The sequence below is a fragment of the Pseudomonas serbica genome, from assembly GCF_028823535.1.
Classification (GTDB): Bacteria; Pseudomonadota; Gammaproteobacteria; order Pseudomonadales; family Pseudomonadaceae; genus Aquipseudomonas; species Aquipseudomonas serbica.
Genome location: NZ_JAQIYM010000014.1, coordinates 139,441 through 163,084 on the forward strand (window position 1 = coordinate 139,441; position 23,644 = coordinate 163,084).

A 23,644-nucleotide genomic window follows, 5' to 3' on the forward strand; every position below is an offset into this window, starting at 1 on the left:
TTTTATTCACTTTCATATTCCATTTTGTTCATACAGCTCTAGCCCACGCATTCAACTGTAGGAGCTGGCTTGCCAGCGATGGCGTCCCTCCAGAAAAGCTGCGTTGTCCCAATCGCGAGCAAGCGCGCTCCTACAGGAGGGCGGTGTTTTTCAGGAGTTGTTTCAGAGCTTCTTTTTCGGCGGCGGAGCCGTTGTCGAGAATCTGTTGAAGTTGCCGTTCGATTTGCGCCAAACCTTCATTGGGCAAATTCAAATGCTCCGCCAGGATCTCGTCGCCAGTACTCACCAACAGCGCAAAGTGAATGACGTTTTCCAACTCCCGGGTATTGCCCGGCCAGCTGTGTCGCTCCAACACCGCTTGCGCGGCCTCGCTGATCAGTGGCACGGGCAGGTTCAGGCGCTGGCTGTAGATGCCGAGGAAATATTCGGCCAGGGACAGGATGTCGCCCACCCGCTCGCGCAGGGCCGGCAGTTCGAGCTGGCCTTCGCTGAGGTAGTGGTAGAGCCGCTCATGGAATTTACCGGCGGCCACCGCCTGGGCCAGGTCGATGCTGGTGGCGGCGACCAGGCGCACGTCCACCGGGCTGGGTTGGTGCGAGCCGACGCGGGTCACTTCGTGGTTTTCCAGGGCAGCGAGCAATTTGATCTGGATCGGCAGCGGCAGGTCGCCGATTTCATCAAGGTACAAAGTACCGCCGTTGGCTGAACCGAACCAACCCGCGCGGCTGCTGGCCGACCCGCTATAACTGCCGGCGGCATAGCCGAACAATTCGGCATCGGCGTAGGTCGGGCTGATCGCGCCGCAATTGACCGACACGAACAAGCCACCCCGATCACTGGCGCGATGGATGTGCCGCGCCAACAGCTCCTTGCCGCTGCCGGTTTCACCACGTATCAGCACCGAGATTGAGCGCGGCGCCAGTTGCTCCAGCTCCTGGCGCAACTGCCGCGAGCGTGGATCGACGAATACCAGCGCCTTGGCACGGATACTCAGGGGACTTTTTTCTGCGTCGGGAAAGGTCAGCAGCGGCTGGCCAAAGGTTTCAAAGCTCATGGCAGGCTCCCGCCCAAGACCGCCAAAGGACGGGGGCGTTGAAAAGAACAAAAGGTTCAGGCGCGGCGCAGGGCGTGGTGTTCCATGCGGTTTTGCAGACGATAGAGATAGGCAAAACCCTGCTCCCAACGCTGATGACCCGACTTCACATTGATGTGCCCGGCACCCGCCAGGATCCCCGCTTCCGCGCCCCAGTTACGCGCCAGCTCCAGGGCCCGCGGCGCGCTGACGGCGCTGTCGTTGTCGGAGCCGACGACCTGGCTGGGAAACGGCAACAGATCGGTTGGAATCGGTGCGAAATTGCGCAGGGCTGGCGCGCAGGCCGGGCGCTCGACGTCCGCTGGCGCGACCAGCAAGGCGCCACGCACCTGACGGAGGAATTGCACGGGCGCTGTTGCCGCCCAATGCGCGACGGTAATGCAGCCAAGGCTGTGGGCGATCAGGATGACCGGGGTACTGTCGGCGGCAATCGCCTCGGCCAGTGCCGCGACCCAGTCTTCACGACGCGGCGTCAGCCAGTCGGCCTGCTCCACCCGTGCGCTGTTCGGCAGGCTGTTCTGCCAATGGCTTTGCCAATGATCTTCCGGCGATCCTTGCCAGCCCGGCACAATCAGGTAGCGAATTGATTCGTTGCGCATGGGGGAAGCTCTCCTGCTGCGTGTCTGTTCCTGGTCGAGTATAGGGACGGGATTTATATTCGTTAAGGAATAAGAAGCTATTTATTAAGACCTATATCGAATATGCAACAAGCTAACCTGTAGGCGCTGGCTTGCCAGCGAAGGCGTCGTGCCTGACACACCGCTTTCGCTGGCAAGCCAGCTCCTACAGGGGTGATGTGTTTGACAGAAACAAAAAAAGGGCCGCACCCTGCCAAGGAGACGGCCCCGGAAAAACTCAAACCTGTCAGCGTGCGATGATCACCGACAACATGGTGAACTCCTCGTGTAAACGTTTCGCGCTAAATTGGTGTCGGTTTAATGAATCTTGAAATCGACGGGCACGCTGACCCAACCGTCCCTGGACATCGCCCTGGCGGGCACGAAACTCCGCCGTTCACAGCGCCAGGTCAGACCGGGATGATTTTTAGTGAGTCGCCGTTTCAGCCGGATTAGTAGTGACTGAACTACCGCTTTCGCGAGCAGGCTCGCTCCCACAGTGGTTCTTGGTTGTTCACAGATTTTGTGTTCACTGAAAATCAAACTATGGGAGCGAGCCTGCTCGCGATGAGGCCCTCAGACCCGCGCACCCTCTACGGTTTCACCTTGAACTTCCTCCCCGCGCACAAACCGATTGGCCCGCGCAAACGTCCCGAAATCATTGAACCGCACGCCCATTTCACGCATCACCTTATGCGCCACCGGCACGGTCATCTGGCGGATGTAGAACGGTTCCTTCACCACAAAGTGGTGGATGCCGTGGCTGCTTCCGAAGTTGAAGCAGAACGCCTGCAACGGCCACAGCCACCAGGCGTTCAGTACCTGGCACTGCTGCATCACATTGCCCGGCTCGATGTCGCCGTAGTAGTGCATGTTGGAGCTGATGAAATGCAGGCAGAACGTCCGCAGCACGTTCGGCCCGATGATCACCACTGCGGCGATATCGATCACGTTCATCACCGACAGCGTGGTCGCCGACCACTCGATCGGCGTGCCCGTCAGGTAGGCGATGCCGTTCGCGGCGTGGAAGCCGAGAAACACGTACCACGCGCCCCAGTGCAGCAGCGCCAGCGGTGCGTAGACCTTCAGCGTGCGCTGGATGATGCTGAACTTGTGCGCCCAGGTTTTGGCCCGGAGCATGCGGATGAACGCCGACATGATGTTGTCGCCAATCATCAACAACCGCGCGAATCCCCAAGGCTCGCCGTTGGTGATGGCGCGTTCTTCCATGTCGGTCTCGGTGCCGGACACCTTGTGGTGATTGAGGTGCAGGTGACGACGAATCCATGGATTGATTGTGCTCGGACGCGCCAGCCAGACCAGGCCCATCATCAGGTTGTGCGGCAGCCGCTGCTTGCGAAAGTACATGCTGTGAATCAGGTCGTGCTCGAGTTCGTGGGTCAAGGAAGCGAAAAATGCGTTGAGCAGCAAACACACCCACCACGCCATGTAACCCTCGATGTAGAGCGCCGCCGAACCGATCATGCCAGCCAGGGCGAAGGCCAGAATGCCTGCGCCCAACGCGTCCTGATGATTGAGAACCGGGTAGCGCTGGCGCAGTTCGACGCCCTTGGCCAGCACCACTTGGCGAATATGTGCAGATCGCTGAGCAGCATTCAGTCGCTGGGGACTTGCAGAAGTACCTTGCATGCTTCCATCCTCTGGTTATTGATGTTCGCATCCTGCCCGCTTCACATGCCTGGAGCGGTAGCCGAGAACGCCAACCTGTTGACCGGAAGCGCCAACCAGCATGACTGAACCGACCTCCCTCGCCAGCTGGACTCGCGCCCTGCGCAAGCAACTCGACGCACTGGGCCTCGACAGCACTGCCCTGTGCCAGCAAGCCGGGCTCGACCCGCAACTGATGGACGACCCGAACGCCCGTTATCCGTTGTCCGGTACCACGCGCCTGTGGGAAATCGCGGTGCAGGTCAGCGGCGACCCGGCGATCGGCTTGCGGGTCTCGCGCTTCGTCAGCCCCACCACCTTTCATGCGCTCGGTTATGCGCTGGTGGCCAGCGGCAGCTTGCGGGAAGTGTTCGAGCGCATCGTGCGGTATCACCAGGTGGTCAGTGACGCCCTGGAACTGGAGCTGACCCGCACCGATGACCGCTACTGTTTCCACCTGAGAATTCCGCCAGGCAACCCGGCCCCAGCCTTCGAAGCCATCGACGCCTTCGTGGCGATTTATGTGCGCACCTGCCGCAACCGCCTGGGCCGCGACTATGCCCCGCTGGCGGTGTACTTGCGGCGCCCGGAGCCGGCGGACCCGCATCAATGGCACAAGGTCTTTCGCTCTCCGGTGTATTTCGCCACCGGGGAGGACCGGTTGGAATTCGCGCTGTCGGACTTTGACAGTCACCTGGACGACGCCAATCCGGAACTGGCCGAACACAACGAAGCCGTGCTCAACCGCACACTGGCGCAACTCAAGCCGCTGACTTGGGAGCGCAAGGTCCGCGACGCCATAGAAGAGCAATTGCCGGAAGGCGAACCCAGTGCCGAACACATCGCCAAGGCCCTGCACCTGAGCCTGCGCAGCCTGCAACGGCATTTGGCGGATGAGGGTTGTCGGTTCGATACGCTGCTCAACGAAAGCCGCGAAAACCTGGCGTTGCTGCACCTGCGCGATCCGCAATGCTCGTTGAGCGAGATCAGCTACTTGCTGGGGTTTGCCGACACCAGCAGTTTCAGCCGCGCGTTCAAGCGCTGGACGGGGATGACGCCGGGGCAGTTTCGGGATGGGTTGCGCTGACAGATCCGAAGGATCTCAGCGCCCCTGCCCCCGCCGCAACAACTTGCGCACCCGCGCCACCAGCTCACTCACGGCAAACGGCTTGAGCAGGTAATCATCCTCGTGCAACTCCAAGCCGCGCAGGCGATCCTCGATACCATCCCGGGTGGTGAGCAGGAGCACTGGGGTCTCACCGAGCTTGCGGATCTGTTGCAGCAGCTGCCAACCATTAAGCCCCGGCAGCATGACGTCGAGGATGATCAGCTCATATTCGCCCGTCTCGATAAAGCGCCGACCGTCCATACCGTTGAACGCCACATCGACCGCATAGCTCGCTTCGCTCAGGCCATCGGCCAAATGCCGGGCAAGTCCGGGTTCGTCTTCCACTAGCAATACACGCATGGCACACCTCGATTGTCGTTCCGACAGGCTAGGCGCGTTTGCGGCTAAAGCCCACCCTTAAACGGCAATCAACGCCCGCAACCGTTGCACATCGAGGATTTCGATCTCGCCATATCCCAGCTTCAACATCCCTTGCCCCTGCAAATCCTTGAGGATCTGGTTGGTGGTCTGCCGGGACAGCGACAACATCGAAGCAAGCTGCTCTTGCGGCAGTTGCAGGACGCGGCGGGGTTCGTCGATTTCGCCGTAACCTTCGGCGATCATCAGCAAGCGATGGGCCAGGCGCATCGGCGCCGGCATCAGGCTCAGCTGTTCGAGATTGATGAAGGTCAGGCGCAGTTTCTGACTCATCAGCAGCGCCAGTTGCCGCCAATGCACCGGCTGCTCATCGAGCAACGCGAGCAGGGCGATTTGCGGGATGTGCAGCAACGTGCACGGGCCCAGGCCAAAGGCGTCGTGGGTACGCGCCTGACCATCGAACAGGCAGATTTCGCCAAACCAGTGCGGCGCCTCCACCAGGCTCAACAACGCCTCTTTGCCCTGTTCGTTCACCGCACCGATACGCACCGCGCCTTCGAGCACCGCGTACAAGCCACAGGGCGGATCGCCACGCTGGAACAAGCGCTGGCCGGCTGATAAGCGCCGCACCCTGGCAACGGCCAGCAGACTATCCTGTAGAGAAACAGGTAAATGGCTGAACCACTGACCGCGTAACAGGCGTGGTCGCCAGACCTGCATATCCATGAAAACTCCTAGAGATTGTCGCCTGGCTGACAGAGCCATGAATGGCCCCGGGGCATGATCGCTCACCCTACAGGAGGAATAACAATGAAAAAAAGCCTCGTTGACCATCTCAGTCAATACGCCGCCTACCACCGTGATCCGCGCAACATCGCTACCCACTTCATCGGCATTCCGCTGATCGTGGTGGCGGTGGCGGTGTTGCTGTCTCGTCCGCAATGGGCGGGGGGCTGGCTTTCACCCGCGGTACTGGTCGCGCTGGCATCGGCGTGGTTCTACCTGCGCCTGGAGTTGCGCCTTGGGCTGTTGATGACGGTGTTGCTGGGGCTGTGCATTTGGGCAGGCCAGGTTTTGGCACAGCAAAGCACGCTGGTCTGGTTGAGCAGCGGCGTGGCGATGTTCGTGATTGGCTGGGCGATCCAGTTTGTTGGTCACCACTACGAAGGACGCAAACCGGCGTTCGTCGATGATGTGACGGGGTTGATTGTCGGGCCGTTGTTTGTGGTGGTAGAGCTGGCGTTTTTGCTGGGGTTGCGACGGGTGCTGAAAGAGCAGATCGAGGCGCGGGCGGGCGGGGTGCGGGTCAATCCAAACAAAGCGGCGGCCTGAACGGATCGGTAGGAGCTGGCTTGCCGGCGAAAGCGGTGTGTATGACACACCGCGTCATCGTTGATCGCTGGCAAGCCAGCTCCTACCGGTTAGATGTTGGCGACCTTCTGCCAGACCTTCGGCTTGAAGAACAGTGTCTCGCCCTTGGCCAGTCCGATCAGGCTGTCGTGATCCTTGACCACTTCGGCTTCGATCAGATCATTCTGGCCTTCGACCTTCAGCGTCACCCGCGTCGTGGCGCCCAATGGACGGATATCGCGCACTTGCGCCGCATGGTGATCTTCCAGCTCATGCCGCGACAGCGACACCTCGTGCGGGCGGAACAGCACGTGATTGTCCTCGCCCAGGTGCAGGCGGTTCGAATCGCCGAGGAAGTGATAAACGAAATCGCTGGCCGGGTTTTCGTAGACGTCACCCGGTGCGCCGATCTGCTCAATCACGCCCTTGTTCATCACTACGATGCGGTCGGCAACTTCCATCGCCTCTTCCTGGTCGTGGGTCACGAATACCGACGTCAGGTTGATGTCTTCATGCAGGCGCGCCAGCCAGCGACGCAGCTCCTTGCGGACCTTGGCGTCGAGGGCGCCAAAGGGCTCATCGAGCAGCAGCACTTTAGGCTCCACCGCCAAGGCACGGGCCAGGGCGATGCGCTGGCGCTGACCACCGGAAAGCTGTTCCGGATAGCGATCCGCTAACCAATCCAGCTGCACCATGTTCAGCAACTCGTGCACCTTGGTGGCGATCTGGCTTTCGCTCGGGCGCTGTTTTTTCGGCTTCATGCGTAGGCCGAACGCAACGTTGTCGAACACCGTCATGTGGCGGAACAAGGCGTAGTGCTGGAACACGAAACCGACGTTGCGATCACGCACGTCGTGGCCGGAAACGTCTTCACCGTGGAACACGATATTGCCCTGGTCCGGGGTTTCCAGGCCAGCGATGATCCGCAGCAACGTGGTCTTGCCGCAGCCCGACGGGCCGAGCAACGCGACCAGTTCGCCGCTCTGGATGTCCAGGCTGATGTTGTCCAGCGCCTTGAACGCATTGAAATTCTTGCTGACTTTACGCACTTCGATCGACATGAATTATTCCTCCGCGGCGCTGGCGCGCAGGCGGTTGATACGGTTTTCGCTCCACTGCTTGAGCAGCAGGATGAAGAGCGCCAGGATCAGCAACAGGCTCGCCACGGCGAACGCGGCCACGTGGTTGTATTCGTTGTAGAGGATCTCGACGTGCAGCGGCAAGGTGTTGGTCACCCCGCGAATGTGCCCGGAAACCACCGACACCGCACCGAATTCACCCATGGCCCGCGCGGTGCAGAGCACCACGCCGTAGATCAGGCCCCATTTGATGTTGGGTACGGTGACGTGCCAGAACATCTGCCAGCCATTGGCCCCGAGCAGGCGCGCGGCCTCCTCTTCCTGGGTGCCCTGCTCCTGCATCAGCGGGATCAGTTCACGGGCCACGAACGGTACGGTGACGAAAATCGTCGCCAGCACGATGCCTGGCAAGGCGAAGACGATCTGGATGTCGTGGTCCGAAAGCCACGGGCCGAACAGCCCCTGGGCGCCGAACATCAACACATAGACCAGGCCGGCGATGACCGGCGATACCGAGAACGGCAGGTCGATCAGGGTCACCAGCATGCTTTTGCCGCGGAACGTGTACTTGCTCACGCACCAGGCGGCACTGACGCCGAACACCAGGTTCAACGGCACGGAGATCAGTACGGCGATGACCGTGAGCTTCAGTGCCGACAGCGCGTCCGGCTCGAAGATCGCGCTGAAAAACGCCCCGAGGCCGAGCTTCAGCCCTTGAGACACCACGATGAACAGCGGCAACAACAGGAACAGCGCAAAAATCAGCCAGCCAAGGCCGATCAGGATTCGCCGCGAAGTCGCACTGCCACGACGGGCAGCGTTCGAGGAAGCGGCAGCAATAGACGATTGGGACATTGTTCGCGCCTCCTTATGGGGTTTCGATGCGCCGCTGCAGCAAGTTGATCAGCAGCAACAGAATGAAGGAAACCACCAGCATCAGCACACCAATGGAGGTAGCGCCGGTGTAATCGTACTGGTCGAGCTTGACCATGATCAGCAGCGGCAGGATCTCGGTTTTCATCGGCATGTTGCCGGCGATGAAAATCACCGAACCGTACTCGCCGACTCCACGGGCAAAGGCCAGGGCGAAACCGGTCAACCAGGCAGGCAACAGGGCCGGCACCAGGATGTGACGGAACACCTGCAAAGGTTTTGCGCCCAGGCACGCCGCTGCTTCTTCCACTTCACGGGGAATATCGGCCAGCACCGGTTGTACAGTACGTACTACGAATGGAAGTGTCACAAAAGTAAGGGCAAGGGTGATGCCCAGGGGGGTGTAGGCGATCTTGAATCCCAGATCCGCTGCAAACTGACCCACCAGGCCGGTGGGGGTGTATAACGCGGTCAGCGCAATGCCGGCCACGGCAGTGGGCAATGCGAAGGGCAAGTCGATCATGGCATCGATGATCTTGCGTCCAGGGAAGGTATAGCGCACCAGCACCCAGGCGAGCAGCGTGCCGATAATGCCGTTGATGATGGCGGCGTACAGGGCGGTGCCGAAGCTCAGCTTCAATGCCGCCAGCACCCGTGGCGCCGAGATGATTGCCCAGAACTGATCCCAGGTGAGTTGAGCGGCATGCACGAACATCGCCGCCAGTGGTATGAGCACAATCAGGCTGAGGTACACCAAGGTGTAGCCCAGCGTCAGCCCGAAGCCGGGTATGACGGGGGAGATACGACGCGACATAAAAGTCCTTGGTTGAGAATGCACTAAGCCTCGAATCGCGATTCGAGGCTCCTTGATGGCGATTTAAGATTACTGCGCCTGGTAGATCTGGTCGAATACGCCGCCGTCGTTGAAGAATTTCGGCTGCGCGGTTTTCCAGCCGCCGAAGTCTTTGTCGATGGTGACCAGGTCCAGTTTCGGGAACTGTTGGGCGTATCTGGAAGCAACTTCCTTGTCACGTGGACGATAGAAGTTTTTCGCCGCGATTTCCTGGCCAGCAGGGCTGTACAGGTGCTTGAGGTAGGCTTCGGCGATCTGCTCGTTGCCCTTTTTCGCGGCATTCTTGTCGACCACGGCCACTGGCGGCTCGGCCAGGATAGACAGCGAAGGCACGACGATCTCGAACTTGTCGGCACCGCCATCTTCTTTCAGCGCCAGGAACGCTTCATTTTCCCAGGCCAGCAACACATCACCCTGACCGTTGTTGACGAAGGTAATGGTCGAACCGCGTGCCCCAGTGTCCAGCACAGGCACGTGCTTGAACAGGGTTTGCACGTATTCCTTGGCCTTGGCTTCGTCACCGCCGTTGGCTTTGAGACCATAGGCCCAGGCAGCGAGGAAATTCCAACGTGCACCGCCGGAGGTTTTCGGGTTCGGCGTAATCACCGAAACGTCGTTCTTGACCAGATCGCCCCAGTCCTTGATGCCTTTAGGGTTGCCCTTGCGCACCAGGAACACGATGGTCGAGGTGTACGGCGTACTGGCTTCCGGCAGACGCTTCTGCCAGTCGGCCGGCAGGGTCTTGCCGAGCTTGGCGATTTCGTCGATGTCACCGGCCAGGGCCAGGGTCACTACGTCAGCGCGCAGGCCGTCGATCACCGCTCGGCCCTGCTTGCCGGAGCCACCATGGGACTGCTGGATTTTCACGCTGTCGCCGGCGTGGTCCTTCTGCCAGAACTTGATGAACTCGGCGTTGTAGTCCTGGTACAACTCGCGGGTCGGGTCGTACGACACGTTGAGCAGTTCGTAATCCTTGGCAACCGCGGAACCGGCAAACAGGGCACTGGCCAAGGCGGCCAAAGCGAAATGACGAATCGACGACATGGTGAAAGCTCCTGGAATTCTAATTGTGTTGGCTGGTTCTTATGGATTTCTGGGATCGCGGTGTCGGTTCAAAGCTCGCTTCAGCCCGGTTTGTTGCCCGGCTGCTGCAAGCGGAATTTTTCCTTGCGTTCGATCTGGACCACCTGGGCGTTGTGCACGGTGATTTCCACTGCGCCAAAGCGCAGGTCGCGCAGGGCGCTCTGGATTTCGCGCAGGATGGTTGCTTCGTCCTGGCCGTCAACGCTACGTAGAGATGCGCTCATGGTGCTGTTCCTTCGACTGAGAGGTTGCCTGGCAGTGGCGGCACTGCTTGCGGCGTGAGACCAATAGTAGAGAGGCGCAGATATTCTTAAAAAGACTATTTAAGAATGTTTATATAACCAGAAGACTCAGATGACGCAGAGCGTCACTTGGTGCGTTCCCACGCGGAGTGTGGGAACGTCAGATGACGGGGGTTCGGGTCCAATCCAGCTCCGCTGCCGGCACCGGCCGCCCGAACCAGTAGCCCTGCCCCAGATGAGTGCCGTGATCGAGCAGGAACGCCGCCTGTTCGACCTGCTCGATGCCCTCGGCTTGCACCTGCATGCCCATGCTCTGCGCCAGGGCGATGATGACCCGCACAATGGCCGCGTCGTCCTCGTCTCTCGGCAATCCGGCGACAAAGCCCTGGTCGATCTTGAGTTTCTGTACCGGTAAACGCTTGAGCCGCAACAGCGACGAATAACCGGTGCCGAAATCATCGATGGCCAGTTGCACACCCAATTCACGAAGCCGGTGCATTTGCTCAAGCGCGACCTCGGGATCCTCCATCACCGCGCTCTCGGTGACTTCCAGCTCCAGGCAGGCCGGGTCCAGGCCGGTTTCGCGTAGTATCTGCGCAACTTGTTGGTACAGCTCGCGGCCGGCGAACAGGCGCGACGATACATTCACCGCGACAAACGACAACACCACGCCCGCCTGTTGCCACTGGCACATCTGGTGACAGGCCTGGCGCATCACCCAGGCGTCGATCCGGGCGATCAGCCCCGTCCGCTCGGCCACCGGGATGAATTGCGCGGGCGGTACCAGGCCACGCTGCGGATGCTCCCAGCGCACCAGCGCCTCGACGCCGATCAGGCGACAAGTCTTGAGATCGTGGACAGGCTGGTAAAACACGCGCAGCTCGTCTTGCTCCAGGGCCCTGCGCAGATCAGAGGCGGTCTCGACCCGCTGCCGGGCATGGGCCGTCAACTCTTCGGTGTAAAGGGCATAGCCATCACGTCCGCCGCTCTTGGCCTTGAACAGCGCCGAATCGGCGTTGCGCAACAACTGTTCGGCACTCATGGCGTCGCTGGGGAAAAGACTGATACCGATGCTGGCGTTGATGAACAGCCGATGCCCGTGAATATCGAAGGGCTCCTTGAGGCCCTCAATGATCCGCTCGGCCAGCGCCGCCGCCTGCATCAGTTGTGGACAACTTTCGGCCAGCACGGCGAACTCGTCGCCCCCGAGGCGCGCCAAGGTAATTCCGGGATCGAAAATGGCTCCCAAACGTTCGGCCACCGCCTTGAGCACTTGGTCACCCAGCGCGTGCCCGAAACTGTCGTTGATCATCACGAAGTGATCCAGATCGATGATCAGCAACGCGCAACCCCGCTTGTGCAACTGCGCCGATGCCAGGGCCTGGGTGGCGCGGTCGGTGAACAGCAGGCGATTGGGCAGGCCGGTGAGCGGATCGTGATGCGCCAGGTGCCTCAACTCGTGTTCCGAGTCCTTGATAGCGCTGATATCAGAGAACACCGCCACAAAATGACTGCGATGCCCATGGTCGTCGTGAATGATGCGAATGGTCTGCCATTGCGGGTAGATTTCCCCGCTTTTGCGGCGGTTCCAGATTTCCCCGCTCCACTCGCCGACGCTGTTGAGGGTGGCGAACATCGCCTGATAGAAAGCCGGTGGATGATGACCTGACTTGAACAGACTGGGCTGACGCCCCAGCACTTCTTCACGCTGATAGCCGGTGATCGACATGAAGGCGCGGTTCACATGGACGATCAGCCCTTGGGCATCTGTGACCAGCACGCCTTCACGGGTGCAATCAAACACGGCCGCCGCCTGGCGCAGACGCTCACGATCTTCTCTTCGTTCAGGCAATTTCTCGCCTACAGCCTGGCCACGTGACAAGCGGGCCCGGGCCATGAAGATCAAGCCGGCGCTCAACACCACCCAGGCATAACCGTTGATCAGTTGCCAGTGTAAGCGCTCGGCCGAATCATCGAATAAACTGCTCAATAAAAAGCCACTCAGCTGCATCCAGACCACGGAAATCAACAGGTAGAGCAGCGCTGCGCGCACGGCATCGCGATAGCTGGCAGACATAAGGCTGTCCATGTCCCTACGGAAAAGTCGGGATTATAGTTTAAAGACACATCCTGCCACTCTTATCTGAAAGGGCGACTGGTTTTATCTGTCCGCTTAGTGATAATGCATCGGCTGTTTTTTTCTTTTTCGAGGGCCCTATAGCCTATGTGGTACCAAGGTTTTCTCGGCTTGTCGCCCTGGTCTCTGGTGGCAGTCACCCTGCTGATGACCCACGTCACGATCATCGGCGTCACGGTCTATCTGCACCGTTACTCAGCCCATCGCTCACTTGAGCTGAATGCTGGCTTGAAACATTTCTTCCGCTTCTGGCTGTGGCTGACCACGGCGCAGAACACCCGCGAGTGGACTGCCATCCACCGCAAGCACCACGCCAAGTGCGAAACGGTCGACGACCCGCACAGCCCGGTGATCAAGGGTTTGTCCACCGTACTGCGCAAAGGCGCCGAGCTGTACCGCGCCGAAGCGGAAAACCCCGAGACCCTGCGCATCTACGGCAAGAACTGCCCGGATGACTGGATCGAACGCAACGTCTACACCCGTTTTCCACTGCTGGGCGTGGCGATCATGGCCGTTATCGACCTGCTGCTGTTCGGCACCATCGGCATCACCATCTGGGCCATCCAGATGATGTGGATCCCGGTGTGGGCTGCTGGCGTCGTCAATGGCCTGGGCCATGCCGTCGGCTACCGCAACTTCGAGTGCCGCGATGCGGCGACCAACCTGGTGCCGTGGGGCATCCTGATCGGTGGCGAAGAGCTGCATAACAACCATCACACCTACCCTAACTCGGCAAAACTGTCGGTGAAGAAGTGGGAGTTCGACCTGGGCTGGGCCTGGATCCAGGTGTTCAGCTTCCTGCGCCTGGCCAAGGTCCAGCGGGTCGCGCCCATTGCGCACCGTGTCGAAGGCAAGGGCCACCTGGACATGGACACCGCCATGGCGATCCTCAACAACCGCTTCCAGATCATGGCCCAGTACCGCAAGCTGGTGATCGGGCCGCTGGTCAAGCAAGAACTGGAAAAGGTCGATCACTCGGTCCGCCACCAGTTCCACCGTGCCAAGGGTTTGCTCTCGCGGGAAACCAGCCTGCTGGACGACAAGCATCACGTTCGCATCCAGAACATGCTCGAACACAGCCAGGCGCTGAAGGTCATCTACGAGAAACGCCTGGCCTTGCAGCAGATCTGGGTCAAGACCAGCTCAAATGGCCACGACATGCTCGCCGCCATCAAGGATTGGGTACACGAAGCGGAAGCCAGCGGGATTCAATCCCTGCGTGACTTCGCCGATCAGTTGAAAACCTATTCCCTGCGCCCAAGCGCCGCCTGACACCGTTGATCGGTGCGCCCTTTCTTCAGGGCGCACCCTTCGGAACTTCGCTGCAAATCCCTTATCTCAAAGTCACTTCGCCATCCAGGCGGGCTTCGCCGTGGCCGCTTCGACCTTGAGCGGCGCACCCCTTTGAGATCTGTGCCGATGGTCAATAATCAACAAGACTCATCACCCATGCAGTGGCCCGAGGCCGCGCAAACCCTGATGGCGCTGATGCACGCCCAAGGCGAGGTGGCGCGCCTGAGCGAACGTGAACAGCTGTTCAGCACCTTGCTGGTGAGCGTCAACGCAGTGCTGTGGGCATTCAATTGGGAAACCCGCCAGGTGCTGTATGTCAGCCCCGCCTATGAACGGATTTTCGGCCGCAGTGCCGACCTGTTGTTGGCCGACTACAACCAATGGCGCGACAGCATTTACCCCGACGACCTTGAATACGCCGAGCACAGCCTGGCGGACGTGCTGGTCAAGGGTGCCGTCGAAGACCGCGAGTACCGGATCATTACCGCCGACGGTCAGTTGCGCTGGCTCAGCGACAAGTGTTTCATCAACCGCCAGGCCGAGCCTGGGCAGCCGGTGATCATCGTCGGCATCGCCGAAGACATCACCGACAAGAAGCAGTTGGAGACCGAACTGCAACGGCTGGCGACAACCGACGCCCTGACCCGCAGCAGCAACCGCCGGCATTTTTTCGAGGGTGCCGAGCAAGAATTCGAACAGGCGCGACAACAGGGCACGCCGCTCTCGTTTCTCATGCTGGACATCGATGACTTCAAGGTCATCAACGACACCTACGGCCATCAGGAAGGCGATAACGTGCTCCAGCGCATTGCCGACAGTGGCCGTGCGGCATTGCGGCGCGGCGATCTGTTCGGGCGCATTGGCGGCGAGGAATTCGCCGCTGTGTTCCCCGGCTGCACGCCAGAGATGGCCCTGCAAGTGGCTGAGCGCGTGCAACGGGAGATTCAGGGCTTGAGCTTCAACCATGACGGCCATACATTCGGCATCACCGTCAGCCAGGGCCTGACCAGCCTTACGGCCGAGGATGCAAGTTTGGAAAGCCTGTTTGCCCGGGCGGATGCCGCGATGTACGAGGCCAAGCGCCAGGGCAAGAACCGGATCATCAGCGCTTGAACGGCACGCCCCTCTGTAGGAGCTGGCTTGCCAGCGAAAGCGGTGTACCTGACTCACCGAGTCGCCTGGATTCGCTGGCAGGCCAGCTCCTACAGAGGGCGTCGCAAGGCTTATTTCTTGCGCATCCGTACCAACTCCGGCAAGCCGATCTTCAGCAGCCGCGCCGTGCGGCTCTTGGCCAGGTCCTCAACACCCTCATGCTCGGTCAGGCGCGCCAGTTGTGCCGCCATGTTCATCACCAGGGCTTCTCGGGAGTAAACCCCGCCGCCGAGCTGGTAAGCGGCCGCAATCAGCTGCCGCAGCTCCAGCGGCAGACGCCAGCGGGTGCGCAACGCCGAACCGTAGGCGGCACTGAACTCCGCCAGCGCCTCGCCCACTTGCTCCTGCTCGTCCAGTTCGCCACCAGCCTGTTTCCATTCCTGCAAGCAACGCAACAACGCCAGGTCGCCCAGACGATGCAGCATGCCGGCGCAGTAGCAGCGCGCCTGATCCAGGTCCAGCAAGCGCGCCAGCGTTCGCGCGTACTCAGCGGTGTGTAGCGACAGATCCCAGTAACGCTCGGCATAGTCCGCCAGCTGCGGGTCGCTTAGCCGCGCACTGCGCTTGAGCGTCAGGCCCAGAATCAGGTTCATGCTTTGCCCGGTGCCCAATCGGTGCAGGGCCTGGGACAGGGTTTGCACGGCGGTACCATGGTGCTGGGCGGCGCTGTTGGCGGCGGCGATCAGCACTGCAGTTACTTGTGGATCGGTGCGGATTTCGTCCTCAAGCATCGTCAAATCCAGGCCGTTGGGGTTGAGGCTGCGCTTGACCGCCACTTGCACGTCCGTCATCAGCGGCGCGCCTTCCGCCAGTTCACGACGACGCTCAAGGAATACCGGCAAGGTCATGCCTGGCGCCAGCGCCGGCACCTCGCACAATACCTCTTCCCCGGCGTTCAGCAGCAAAACCTGCAAGCGCTGGGTCAGGCTCTCCATGTTCAGGGGTTTGGTCAGATACGCAGCGGGGGCCAGCGGCAAGGCCTCACGCACGCTCGCACTGTCGTTGCGGCTGCTCATCAGGATGAACGGCAACGGTGGATTGCGCTTGCGCTGACGCACACTGCGCAACACATTCAGGCCATTGACACCAGGCAACTCCCAGTCGGCGATGACCAGGTCGTAAGGGTTGGACGCCAGCAACTCCATCGCCTGCTGGCCATCGGCGCACAAGTCCAGCCGCGCATCGCAGCGAACGTTCAACAACACTTCCTTGAGCAGATCGCGGGACCAGGGGTCGGCCTCGGCGATCAATACTCTCGGAATCGCGGGTAAAATGACGACTGTCATACAGCTCTCCCTGGCAATGCGTAAACCTTAAGCCAAAGCCGGCTATCGGATACAGCGCTAATACGCGGGTTGTGTTTTTGAAGGCGAGAAAAAACCCGCCGAAGCGGGTTTTTTGTGAAGCAGGTCACACTTGGTGATCAGAGCTCGGAGAAGCACTCTTCGATGATCGCCAGGCCTTTGTCCAGTTGCTCGTCCGGCGAAGTCAGCGGTACCAGGACGCGCAGAACGTTGCCGTAGGTGCCGCAGGACAGCAGGATCAAACCCTTATCGCGAGCCTTGGCCACAACGGACGCCACAGCTGCAGCGTTCGGCTTGTGGCTGTCACCGTTTTCGAACAGCTCGACTGCGATCATCGCGCCCAGGGCACGCACTTCACCGATCACCGGGTACTTGGCCTGAATGGCCTTCAGACCGGTTACCAGACGCTCGCCAACAGCCTTGCAGCGGTCCAGCAGGTGCTCTTCTTCGAACACTTCCATCACGGCCAGGGCCGCGGCGCACGCGATCGGGCTACCGGCGTAGGTGCCGCCCAGGCCGCCTGGAGCGATGGCGTCCATGTACTCGGCCTTGCCGCACACACCAGCCAGCGGGAAGCCGCCAGCGATGGATTTGGCGAAGGTGGTCAGGTCGGCAGCAACGCCTATCTGTTCCATGGCGAAGAAGGTGCCGGTACGGCCAGCGCCGGTCTGTACTTCGTCAGCGATCAGCAGGATGCCGTGCTGGTCGCACAGGGCACGCAGACGCTTCATGAATTCTTTAGGCGCGACGTAGAAACCACCTTCGCCCTGAACCGGCTCGATGATGATTGCAGCGATATCACGCGGCTCGGCGTCGTTCTTGAAGATGCGCTCGATGGAAGCGATCGAGTCGTCGATGCTCACACCGTGCAGTTCGTTCGGGTACAGCGCGCGGAAGATGCCGCCTGGCATCAGGCCCATGCCGGCCGAGTAAGGCACGACTTTACCGGTCAGGCCCAGGGTCATCATGGTGCGACCGTGGTACGCGCCGGTGAACGCGATCACGCCAGCGCGGCCAGTGGCGGCACGAGCGATCTTGATCGAGTTTTCCACGGCTTCGGAGCCAGTGGTGACCAGCAAGGTTTTCTTGGCGAAATCACCAGGAACCTTGGCGTTGATTTTTTCGCACACTTCTACGTACGGCTCGTAAGCCAGCACCTGGAAGCAAGTGTGGGTCAGCTTGTTCAGTTGCTCGGTCACCGCCGCGATGACTTTCGGGTGTACGTGGCCGGTGTTCAGTACGGCGATACCGCCAGCGAAGTCGATGAACTCACGACCTTCAACGTCGGTCACGGTCGCGTTCTTCGCGGACTCGGCGAAAATCGGGTGAATCTGGCCAACACCACGTGGAACTGCGTTGGTACGGCGGGCCATCAAATCAGCGTTAGTCTTGCTCATTACATTCCTCATTCGCCGCTCATCGGTCGGCGTGGTTCAAGGATTAAGCGGTGGGGAGGTAACTGAAGCAGCATGCGATGATCGACTGCCACAGCTTTCCCGACCACAGAGAAAATTCCGGTTTGAAGCCGCGCAAAGGGACAGCGCTCTCGTGCCCTTTGCGCTTGAAGCAATGCCTTGCCGGGCTTGTTAGATGCCCAGGCAGAGGTATTTGATTTCCAGGTAATCTTCGATGCCGTACTTGGAGCCTTCACGGCCCAGGCCCGAGGCCTTGATGCCGCCGAATGGCGCGACTTCGTTGGAGATCAGCCCGGTGTTAACGCCGACCATGCCGTATTCCAGGGCTTCCGCCACACGGAACACACGACCCAGGTCGCGAGCATAGAAGTAAGAAGCCAAACCGAACTCGGTATCGTTGGACATCGCGATCACGTCGGCTTCATCTTTGAAGCGGAACAGTGGCGCCAATGGGCCGAAGGTTTCTTCCTTGGCCACGGCCGCGTTGTTCGGCACGTTGGTCAGGATGGTCGGCTCGAAGAAGTTGCCCTCCATCGATTTGCCGCCGGACAGCACGGTGGCGCCTTTGGCAACGGCGTCAGCGATGTGCTCTTGCACCTTGGCCACGGCTTTTTCGTCGATCAGCGGACCAGTGGTGGTGCCGTCTTCCAGACCGTTACCGATCTTCAGTTTGGCCACGGCCACTTTCAGCTTCTCGGCGAACGCGTCGTAGACCGAATCCTGGATGTACAGGCGGTTGGCGCAGACGCAGGTCTGGCCATTGTTGCGGTATTTGGAAATGATCGCGCCTTCGACGGCCTTATCCAGGTCCGCGTCGTCGAACACGATGAACGGCGCGTTGCCGCCCAGTTCCAGGGACACTTTCTTGATGTCCTTGGCGCATTCCGACATCAGTTGACGACCGATTTCGGTCGAACCGGTGAAGGACAGCTTGCGCACGATCGGGTTGCTGGTCAGCTCGCTGCCGATGTCGCCGGCGCTGCCGGAAACAACGCTGAACACACCAGCCGGGATGCCGGCACGCTGGGCCAGTTCAGCCAGGGCGAACGCCGAGAATGGGGTTTGCGAAGCAGGCTTGAGCACCATGGTGCAACCGGCGGCCAGGGCCGGGCCGGCTTTACGGGTGATCATGGCCGCAGGGAAGTTCCACGGGGTAATGGCAGCGGTCACGCCGATTGGCTGCTTGATCACGATCAGGCGCTTGTCTGGCTGGTGGCCCGGAATCACGTCACCGTAGATGCGCTTGGCTTCTTCGGCGAACCACTCGATGAACGATGCGGCGTAAACGATCTCGCCCTTGGCTTCGGCCAATGGCTTGCCCTGCTCCAGGGTCATCAGGCGAGCGAGGTCGTCCTGGTTCTCGATGATCAGCTCGTACCAGCGACGCAGCTTGTTCGCACGTTCTTTGGCGGTCAGTGCACGCCAGGCCGGCAGCGCTTTGTCAGCGGCTTCAATTGCACGGCGGGTTTCGGCAGCGCCCATTTTCGGCACGGTGCCCAGAATTTCGCCCGTTGCCGGGTTGTTGACCTTGATCGTCTGACCATTGTCCGCATCAACCCAAGCGCCATCGATGAAGGCTTGCTGGCGGAACAACTGGGTGTCTTTAAGCTGCATGTCGGCTTTCCTTAACAGCACCGCGGCAGGCGCGGAGCAAATTATGATTGTAGAAAGGCGCCTCAGTAGGCTGCCGTCAGGGAAATCATTCACCGGGCTGAAGCACATAAATAGCGCACTGATTCAAATCGTGCGGTTCAGCACCCAGACAAGAGCGTTTGAAATCTCAAACGAATCCTAGGATCAAAGGGGGTAAAGGACAATAGGGCGTTCGAAAAAAAGAACGAAAACCTCTTTTTTGCTTCATTTTTCTGATCAACGTAGCAAACGCAGGTTACGCTTTAAAAAAACACAGGCGATTCAGCAGCATGGACGCCTGCAATGCATATGAGTATCATGGCGCCCGCTGCACCAGTAGCTCAGCTGGATAGAGTACTGCCCTCCGAAGGCAGGGGTCGTGGGTTCGAATCCCGCCTGGTGCACCATACATAGAATCGAGAAAGCCTCAGGCCGTTGGGTCTGGGGCTTTTTTGTGGGTCAAAAAAACCGCCTAAGCGGTTTTTTCATTCTGTGGTCCAGTCAAACTCGTCGTATTCATCATCCTCATCGTCCTCGAACTCTTCCTCTTCACGAACGTCTTCTTCCTCAGCATTACCCTCTTCCTGCTGACTCAGCAGAAAATCCTTACGGCTCTCGGTAATTGCCCGCCGTAATTCCTCGCCCTTTTCCGGGCAGTTGAGCATTTGGGCGATGCGGTCGATTTTTTTTGTCACGGCATCCTCCAACGCATCGACTATGGCCCGATAGTGCGCGCTTTCGGGCCTTGATGCCAAATCGTCGAGCGTCGGGTCGATCAGTTTTTCTGCAGCTCCTTGAGTCGTGCGCTGAGGTTTTCGTCGGGAAAGCGTTTGTGCAGGTCGGCCAGCAGCTTATCGGCGGCTTGCGGGTGCCCGGTTTTTTCCAGGCGCAGCACTTCGCGCAATTGCTCGTCCAGGGATTTCACTGGGGCCGCGGCACGCTTGCTGGCTTTAGCTTCGTCCGCCATATCGGCGCTGAAGGATTCTGCCTGGGCTGGGACCGCCGATTCCGCCATTGGCGCGGCGGGGGCGGAGAGCGCGCCGGCCGGGGCGTTGAGGGAACGGGCCAGCGCTGACGGCGCGGCTTCGGCTTCCTGTTTGGCAACCGGTGCCGCAGGCGCGAAGTCGTAGCTGGGCACTTGCTCTGGCGTGCGCTGGACCAGCGAGAGCATCAGTGCGATGCCGACGAGGCTGGCGAATGCCACTTGCCAGCGGGGTTGCTGGCAGGCGCGAAGCCAGCGTTGCCACAAGCCTGGCTTTGGCGCGGGCACCGCGCTACGCGCGGCGGCCAGGATCAAGGCGTCGAGATGCGCAGGGGGTTCGCCGGTGGCCTGCTCGCGGTAATGTTCGAGCGTTCGGTTCGGTGTGTGCTTGGCGTCAGTCATGTCAGTACCTCCTCGGCCAGCAGCCGACGCAGTTTTTGCTGGGCGTAACGCAAGCGGCTCTTGACGGTTTCCAGCGGTGTTTCGGTGAGGGTGGCGATCTGCGGCAAATCGAGATCGCTGTAGGCGCGCAGCAGGAACACTTCGCGCTGGTCGGCGGGCAAGGCTTGCAGGGCGGCCTCAAGACGCTGGCTGTCACGGCTCAGGCTCAGCAGTTGCTCAGGATCGGTGGTGTCATCGGGCAGCGCATGGGCCTGTTCGTCGTAGCTGTCGTGCAACGGTTGATGGACGCCGTGTTTGCGCCAGTGATCGATCAAGCGGTTGCGGGCAATCTGGTAGAGCCAGGTACGAAAAGTCGCCCGACCGTGTGGCTGACTGCCGCTGCGGATCAGGCTCAGCCAGGTTTCCTGATAGACCTCCTCGGCAAGTTCCGCCCTGCCGCTCAACCCCAGCAGAAACCGGTACAAGCCCTGACGGTGGCGCGCGTACAGAATCTCGAACGCCGCGCCGTCGCCCTCGCGATAAAGGGCCAGTAGCGCTTCGTCGCTACTGGCCTCGGCGCTGCTTGCGGGCGCAAACAGCTGGCTGATGAACCCCTTCAATCGGCTCACTATTCAATCCGTCGTTCAGTGGCGGTTGGATTCAACGCTGTGGTGGTGCGCAAACTCTGCGCCAGCTCTACCAGTTGCACAAACTCGCTGCGCAGGCCGAAGCGGTCATCACCCCGGGCGCCGCGGGCCAGCGCTTCGGTGTCCTTGAGGTTGAACTCGCCGGTGTAGCGTCCGTCCTTGAGCTGTTGGGAAAACGCCGCCACTGCCGCTGCAAAGCGCAGGTCATCGCTGGCCTTGGTGGCTGGGTCGTTAACGATCGGCCGTTCGATCAAGCGACTGTTCCCGCCTTCGGGCAACTGATATCGCACACGCAGCATCGCCAACTCGCCATGCTTTTCGGAACCCACTGCGCCCGATTGAGCGTAGCGCAGCGGCTCCAGCCAGCCCTTCTCGCCCTTGGGGACAATTTCGTACAGCGCAGTCACGGTATGTCCTGCACCAATTTCACCGGCATCGACCTTGTCATTGCTGAAATCCTCACGTTTCAACGCCCGGTTTTCATACCCCAGCAGTCGATATTCGCTGACGTGCGCGGGGTTGAATTCCACTTGCAGCTTGACGTTTTTCGCCACGACGGCAAGGGTCGAGCCGAGTTGATCCACCAGCACCTTGCGCGCCTCACGCAGGTTGTCGATGTAGGCGTAATTGCCATCGCCGGCATCGGCCAGTTGTTCCATCAGGTGTTCATTGTAGTTATCCACACCGAAACCCAGGGTGGTCAGGGATACGCCCGCTTTACGTTTATCCACAGCCATTTGCTTGAGGCTGTCGAAGTCGCTGACGCCGACGTTGAAGTCACCGTCAGTGGCCAGTAGGACGCGGTTGATGCCCTTGGGGATAAACGCCTGTTGCGCCTGTTGATAAGCCAGTTCGATGCCCGAGGCTCCGGCAGTGGAACCGCCCGCGGTCAGTTGATCGATGGCTGTACGAATCTTCGCCTTTTCCCGTCCGGAAGTGGGCTCCAGTACTACCCGTGATTCCCCGGCGTAGACCACCAAGGACACCCGATCCTGATCGCGCAGTTGATCGACCAGCAATTTCAGGGTGCTTTTGACCAGCGGCAGGCCCTCGCGGCGATCCATCGAGCCGGACACGTCCACCAGAAACACCAGGTTCGCCGGGGCCAGTTCCGCGAACGCGCGGTCCGAGGCCTTGATGCCGATGCGCAACAGGCGTGTATGCGGATTCCAGGGTGACGCTGCCAGCTCCGTGGTCACGCCGAAGGGCGAGCCATCGGCGGGCAAGGCGTAGTCATAAGGGAAGTAATTGACCATCTCCTCCAGCCGCACCGCCCCTTCCGGTGGCAGTCGCCCCTGGTTGAGCAGACGGCGGACGTTGGCGTAGGCGCCGGTATCGACGTCGGCGCTGAAGGTCGAGACCGGCGTTTGGGCGACGCTGTGGATCGGGTTGTCGGCCAGGGCCTGGTACTGCTCGCGCTGTTCGTCGCGATAGCCCTGTGGATAAGCCTCGCCCGCGGGCACTGGCGCGAAGCCCGCCATCGGTGCCGGCCTGACGCTGCGCTTGCTCATCGACGCATCGGCGTCGAGCCTTTCTTGCTGCACTAGCGGCTCGGCTTTCAACTCGGCCTGGGCCGGCGATGACACGGCGCCGGCATCGGGCTTGGACGACACACCGCAACCGGCAACGGCCAGTAACAGCCCGGCGGCGAAACCCTGGGCTACCGGACGAAGAACATGCAGAGGGAGGGACATGGGGCTGACCTCAGGAGGAAATTGATCCATTCATCCTGTGAGACGGACAGCCCGGAGAGTTCGGGTTAACCCGCGCTAAAAATTCTTCAGCGGTGGTAGCGCCGTACCACGCTGCTGTTTCTCAGCACGTGACCTTTGATTTTTTCCAGCAACTGGGCGCGAGTGAGGCCGGCTGGCAGCGCATCCGGCGCGAGGTCCAGGGCGTAGAGCTGGATGATGTAATGATGCGCGCTGTCGCCAACCGGTGGGCAAGGACCGACGTACCCCGTCGTGCCTTTGCTGTTGGTGCCACCCACGCCCTCGAGCGCGGATTTGGCGCCGACACCCGCCGCAATCTGGTGAGTGCCGGCCTTGATGCCGTAGTGCACCCAATGGTCGACACCCTGGCCTTTCTGGCCATCCGGATCGTGCATGACGATGGCGTAGCTGAGCGTGCCTGCCGGACCAGCGTTCCAGTTCAGTGCTGGCGAGACATTGTGCCCACCGCAACCCTGGGCATCGCTGGCGGCGGCCGACGTGAACAGTCGGTCATCCGAGACGCCCGGGATGTTCAGGGTGAAACGCTCCTGGGCCGCCTGCGCCGGAAATTGCACGCAAAGGACGACTGTTACGGCCGCTAGCCAAGGGGTCAGAGAGGTCAATCGGGTCATACCGGGAGCACCT

23 protein-coding genes and 1 tRNA gene are annotated in these 23,644 nt (G+C 60.5%); 5 read left to right on the forward strand and 19 right to left on the reverse strand.

The window, feature by feature from the left end:
• Positions 1 to 130: 130 nt before the first annotated feature.
• The 3 genes from NQL71_RS22845 to NQL71_RS22855 all read right to left on the reverse strand — a co-directional run bounded on the left by NQL71_RS22845 (position 131) and on the right by NQL71_RS22855 (position 3,360).
• Entirely contained in the window at positions 131 to 1,054 is a 924-nt protein-coding gene (locus tag NQL71_RS22845; protein ID WP_274643329.1) for a sigma 54-interacting transcriptional regulator, read from the reverse strand.
• Between the two features lie 56 nt (positions 1,055 to 1,110).
• Positions 1,111 to 1,692, reverse strand: coding sequence for an alpha/beta hydrolase (locus NQL71_RS22850; RefSeq protein ID WP_046815366.1), 582 nt, complete (start codon positions 1,690 to 1,692; stop codon positions 1,111 to 1,113).
• 594 nt (positions 1,693 to 2,286) lie between these two features.
• The gene (locus NQL71_RS22855) at positions 2,287 to 3,360 is read right to left on the reverse strand and encodes a fatty acid desaturase (protein ID WP_274643330.1); all 1,074 of its coding nucleotides are present in this window, start codon (positions 3,358 to 3,360) and stop codon (positions 2,287 to 2,289) included.
• Between the two features lie 100 nt (positions 3,361 to 3,460).
• Here NQL71_RS22855 and NQL71_RS22860 point away from each other — a divergent pair, with 100 nt between their 5' ends.
• The gene (locus tag NQL71_RS22860) at positions 3,461 to 4,465 is read left to right on the forward strand and encodes an AraC family transcriptional regulator (RefSeq protein ID WP_046815368.1); all 1,005 of its coding nucleotides are present in this window, start codon (positions 3,461 to 3,463) and stop codon (positions 4,463 to 4,465) included.
• 15 nt (positions 4,466 to 4,480) lie between these two features.
• On the opposite strand, the gene NQL71_RS22865 is transcribed toward NQL71_RS22860, so the two are convergent.
• Positions 4,481 to 4,846 (reverse strand): response regulator, encoded by a 366-nt coding sequence (locus tag NQL71_RS22865; RefSeq protein WP_248687210.1) that lies wholly within the window; start codon positions 4,844 to 4,846, stop codon positions 4,481 to 4,483.
• Between the two features lie 57 nt (positions 4,847 to 4,903).
• Positions 4,904 to 5,590 carry a Crp/Fnr family transcriptional regulator gene (locus tag NQL71_RS22870; RefSeq protein WP_046815370.1) on the reverse strand — a complete coding sequence of 229 codons (687 nt, stop codon included), beginning with the start codon at positions 5,588 to 5,590 and terminating at the stop codon, positions 4,904 to 4,906.
• Between the two features lie 84 nt (positions 5,591 to 5,674).
• Between NQL71_RS22870 and NQL71_RS22875 the strand changes: the two genes are divergently transcribed.
• Positions 5,675 to 6,196 (forward strand): Mpo1 family 2-hydroxy fatty acid dioxygenase, encoded by a 522-nt coding sequence (locus NQL71_RS22875; RefSeq protein WP_046815371.1) that lies wholly within the window; start codon positions 5,675 to 5,677, stop codon positions 6,194 to 6,196.
• An 89-nt stretch (positions 6,197 to 6,285) separates the two neighbouring features.
• Here NQL71_RS22875 and NQL71_RS22880 read toward each other — a convergent pair whose 3' ends face one another.
• From NQL71_RS22880 to dibA, 6 genes are all read right to left on the reverse strand, one after another.
• Positions 6,286 to 7,275 (reverse strand): sulfate/molybdate ABC transporter ATP-binding protein, encoded by a 990-nt coding sequence (locus NQL71_RS22880; RefSeq protein ID WP_274643331.1) that lies wholly within the window; start codon positions 7,273 to 7,275, stop codon positions 6,286 to 6,288.
• Positions 7,276 to 7,278: 3 nt separating this feature from the next.
• Entirely contained in the window at positions 7,279 to 8,148 is an 870-nt protein-coding gene (gene cysW, locus NQL71_RS22885; RefSeq protein WP_046815373.1) for a sulfate ABC transporter permease subunit CysW, read from the reverse strand.
• A 13-nt stretch (positions 8,149 to 8,161) separates the two neighbouring features.
• Positions 8,162 to 8,980, reverse strand: coding sequence for a sulfate ABC transporter permease subunit CysT (gene cysT / locus NQL71_RS22890; protein WP_034148416.1), 819 nt, complete (start codon positions 8,978 to 8,980; stop codon positions 8,162 to 8,164).
• 69 nt (positions 8,981 to 9,049) lie between these two features.
• Positions 9,050 to 10,063 carry a sulfate ABC transporter substrate-binding protein gene (locus tag NQL71_RS22895; protein WP_166622474.1) on the reverse strand — a complete coding sequence of 338 codons (1,014 nt, stop codon included), beginning with the start codon at positions 10,061 to 10,063 and terminating at the stop codon, positions 9,050 to 9,052.
• An 80-nt stretch (positions 10,064 to 10,143) separates the two neighbouring features.
• A complete protein-coding gene (gene oscA / locus NQL71_RS22900; protein ID WP_007975618.1) occupies positions 10,144 to 10,326 on the reverse strand; it encodes a sulfur starvation response protein OscA in 183 nt (60 codons plus the stop codon).
• Positions 10,327 to 10,504: 178 nt separating this feature from the next.
• Positions 10,505 to 12,421 (reverse strand): phosphodiesterase DibA, encoded by a 1,917-nt coding sequence (gene dibA, locus NQL71_RS22905; protein WP_274643332.1) that lies wholly within the window; start codon positions 12,419 to 12,421, stop codon positions 10,505 to 10,507.
• A 147-nt stretch (positions 12,422 to 12,568) separates the two neighbouring features.
• On the opposite strand from dibA, the gene desA reads away from it, so the two are divergent.
• Both desA and NQL71_RS22915 read left to right on the forward strand, forming a co-directional pair.
• A complete protein-coding gene (gene desA, locus NQL71_RS22910) occupies positions 12,569 to 13,753 on the forward strand; it encodes a delta-9 fatty acid desaturase DesA (protein ID WP_274643333.1) in 1,185 nt (394 codons plus the stop codon).
• A gap of 147 nt (positions 13,754 to 13,900) precedes the next feature.
• Positions 13,901 to 14,887 carry a GGDEF domain-containing protein gene (locus NQL71_RS22915; protein ID WP_077186187.1) on the forward strand — a complete coding sequence of 329 codons (987 nt, stop codon included), beginning with the start codon at positions 13,901 to 13,903 and terminating at the stop codon, positions 14,885 to 14,887.
• 110 nt (positions 14,888 to 14,997) lie between these two features.
• Here the strand turns inward: NQL71_RS22915 and NQL71_RS22920 are convergent, their stop codons facing one another.
• The 3 genes from NQL71_RS22920 to gabD form a co-directional block, all read right to left on the reverse strand.
• A complete protein-coding gene (locus NQL71_RS22920; RefSeq protein WP_046815378.1) occupies positions 14,998 to 16,212 on the reverse strand; it encodes a response regulator in 1,215 nt (404 codons plus the stop codon).
• A gap of 137 nt (positions 16,213 to 16,349) precedes the next feature.
• Entirely contained in the window at positions 16,350 to 17,627 is a 1,278-nt protein-coding gene (gene gabT, locus NQL71_RS22925; protein WP_274643334.1) for a 4-aminobutyrate--2-oxoglutarate transaminase, read from the reverse strand.
• A gap of 189 nt (positions 17,628 to 17,816) precedes the next feature.
• Positions 17,817 to 19,259, reverse strand: coding sequence for an NADP-dependent succinate-semialdehyde dehydrogenase (gabD, locus tag NQL71_RS22930; RefSeq protein ID WP_046815380.1), 1,443 nt, complete (start codon positions 19,257 to 19,259; stop codon positions 17,817 to 17,819).
• A gap of 348 nt (positions 19,260 to 19,607) precedes the next feature.
• Between gabD and NQL71_RS22935 the strand changes: the two genes are divergently transcribed.
• A tRNA-Arg gene (locus NQL71_RS22935) sits at positions 19,608 to 19,684 on the forward strand.
• A 78-nt stretch (positions 19,685 to 19,762) separates the two neighbouring features.
• On the opposite strand, the gene NQL71_RS22940 is transcribed toward NQL71_RS22935, so the two are convergent.
• From NQL71_RS22940 to NQL71_RS22960, 5 genes are all read right to left on the reverse strand, one after another.
• Complete coding sequence (locus tag NQL71_RS22940; RefSeq protein WP_274643335.1) at positions 19,763 to 20,032, reverse strand: hypothetical protein; 270 nt, start codon at positions 20,030 to 20,032, stop codon at positions 19,763 to 19,765.
• 20 nt (positions 20,033 to 20,052) lie between these two features.
• Complete coding sequence (locus NQL71_RS22945; RefSeq protein WP_274643336.1) at positions 20,053 to 20,661, reverse strand: hypothetical protein; 609 nt, start codon at positions 20,659 to 20,661, stop codon at positions 20,053 to 20,055.
• A complete protein-coding gene (locus NQL71_RS22950) occupies positions 20,658 to 21,239 on the reverse strand; it encodes an RNA polymerase sigma factor (protein ID WP_415265096.1) in 582 nt (193 codons plus the stop codon). The genes NQL71_RS22945 and NQL71_RS22950 overlap by 4 nt, the downstream gene beginning before the upstream one ends.
• 29 nt (positions 21,240 to 21,268) lie before the next feature.
• Positions 21,269 to 22,981 (reverse strand): vWA domain-containing protein, encoded by a 1,713-nt coding sequence (locus tag NQL71_RS22955; protein WP_274643338.1) that lies wholly within the window; start codon positions 22,979 to 22,981, stop codon positions 21,269 to 21,271.
• 86 nt (positions 22,982 to 23,067) lie between these two features.
• On the reverse strand, positions 23,068 to 23,631 hold the full coding sequence (locus tag NQL71_RS22960; RefSeq protein ID WP_274643339.1) for a YbhB/YbcL family Raf kinase inhibitor-like protein: 564 nt from the start codon (positions 23,629 to 23,631) through the stop codon (positions 23,068 to 23,070).
• Positions 23,632 to 23,644 lie beyond the last annotated feature (13 nt).

Excerpts from the sequence above, each read along its gene's own strand:
- NQL71_RS22845 (WP_274643329.1), bottom strand. The coding sequence starts at position 1,054 with ATGAGCTTTGAAACCTTTGGCCAGCCGCTGCTGACCTTTCCCGACGCA.
- NQL71_RS22850 (WP_046815366.1), bottom strand. The coding sequence starts at position 1,692 with ATGCGCAACGAATCAATTCGCTACCTGATTGTGCCGGGCTGGCAAGGA.
- NQL71_RS22855 (WP_274643330.1), bottom strand. The coding sequence starts at position 3,360 with ATGCAAGGTACTTCTGCAAGTCCCCAGCGACTGAATGCTGCTCAGCGA.
- NQL71_RS22860 (WP_046815368.1), top strand. The coding sequence starts at position 3,461 with ATGACTGAACCGACCTCCCTCGCCAGCTGGACTCGCGCCCTGCGCAAG.
- NQL71_RS22865 (WP_248687210.1), bottom strand. The coding sequence starts at position 4,846 with ATGCGTGTATTGCTAGTGGAAGACGAACCCGGACTTGCCCGGCATTTG.
- NQL71_RS22870 (WP_046815370.1), bottom strand. The coding sequence starts at position 5,590 with ATGGATATGCAGGTCTGGCGACCACGCCTGTTACGCGGTCAGTGGTTC.
- NQL71_RS22875 (WP_046815371.1), top strand. The coding sequence starts at position 5,675 with ATGAAAAAAAGCCTCGTTGACCATCTCAGTCAATACGCCGCCTACCAC.
- NQL71_RS22880 (WP_274643331.1), bottom strand. The coding sequence starts at position 7,275 with ATGTCGATCGAAGTGCGTAAAGTCAGCAAGAATTTCAATGCGTTCAAG.
- cysW (WP_046815373.1), bottom strand. The coding sequence starts at position 8,148 with ATGTCCCAATCGTCTATTGCTGCCGCTTCCTCGAACGCTGCCCGTCGT.
- cysT (WP_034148416.1), bottom strand. The coding sequence starts at position 8,980 with ATGTCGCGTCGTATCTCCCCCGTCATACCCGGCTTCGGGCTGACGCTG.
- NQL71_RS22895 (WP_166622474.1), bottom strand. The coding sequence starts at position 10,063 with ATGTCGTCGATTCGTCATTTCGCTTTGGCCGCCTTGGCCAGTGCCCTG.
- oscA (WP_007975618.1), bottom strand. The coding sequence starts at position 10,326 with ATGAGCGCATCTCTACGTAGCGTTGACGGCCAGGACGAAGCAACCATC.
- dibA (WP_274643332.1), bottom strand. The coding sequence starts at position 12,421 with ATGTCTGCCAGCTATCGCGATGCCGTGCGCGCAGCGCTGCTCTACCTG.
- desA (WP_274643333.1), top strand. The coding sequence starts at position 12,569 with ATGTGGTACCAAGGTTTTCTCGGCTTGTCGCCCTGGTCTCTGGTGGCA.
- NQL71_RS22915 (WP_077186187.1), top strand. The coding sequence starts at position 13,901 with ATGGTCAATAATCAACAAGACTCATCACCCATGCAGTGGCCCGAGGCC.
- NQL71_RS22920 (WP_046815378.1), bottom strand. The coding sequence starts at position 16,212 with ATGACAGTCGTCATTTTACCCGCGATTCCGAGAGTATTGATCGCCGAG.
- gabT (WP_274643334.1), bottom strand. The coding sequence starts at position 17,627 with ATGAGCAAGACTAACGCTGATTTGATGGCCCGCCGTACCAACGCAGTT.
- gabD (WP_046815380.1), bottom strand. The coding sequence starts at position 19,259 with ATGCAGCTTAAAGACACCCAGTTGTTCCGCCAGCAAGCCTTCATCGAT.
- NQL71_RS22945 (WP_274643336.1), bottom strand. The coding sequence starts at position 20,661 with ATGACTGACGCCAAGCACACACCGAACCGAACGCTCGAACATTACCGC.
- NQL71_RS22955 (WP_274643338.1), bottom strand. The coding sequence starts at position 22,981 with ATGTCCCTCCCTCTGCATGTTCTTCGTCCGGTAGCCCAGGGTTTCGCC.
- NQL71_RS22960 (WP_274643339.1), bottom strand. The coding sequence starts at position 23,631 with ATGACCCGATTGACCTCTCTGACCCCTTGGCTAGCGGCCGTAACAGTC.